1 protein-coding gene is annotated in these 388 nt (G+C 68.8%); it reads left to right on the plus strand.

The features are described from left to right. Positions 1 to 371, plus strand: a 371-nt coding sequence (gene dut / locus D7V77_RS42995) for a dUTP diphosphatase (protein ID WP_120581796.1), incomplete at its 5' end; no start/stop codon positions are given. Positions 372 to 388 lie beyond the last annotated feature (17 nt).

Below are 388 nucleotides of genomic sequence, written 5' to 3' on the forward strand. Positions count from 1 at the left end.
GCATGGACCTGCGCGCGGCGCTGGATACCGCGCTGACCCTGCAGCCGGGCGACACCGCGCTGGTGCCCAGCGGCCTGGCCATCCATATTGCCGACCCGAACCTGTGCGCGGTGATCCTGCCGCGTTCCGGGCTGGGCCATCGGCATGGCATCGTGCTGGGCAACGGCACCGGCCTGATCGATGCCGACTACCAGGGGCCGCTGCTGATCAGCGTCTGGAACCGTGGCCGCGAGGCCTTCACCATCGAGCCGGGCGATCGCATCGCGCAGCTGGTGGTGGTTCCGATCGCCCGCGTCAGCCTGCAGGTAGTGGATACTTTCACCGACAGCGTGCGGGGCGCGGGTGGATTCGGCCATACCGGGGTGCGTTGACAGGGGACATCGATGAG

The organism is Corallococcus sp. CA041A (assembly GCF_003612075.1).
GTDB classification, from domain to species: domain Bacteria; phylum Myxococcota; class Myxococcia; order Myxococcales; family Myxococcaceae; genus Corallococcus; species Corallococcus exiguus.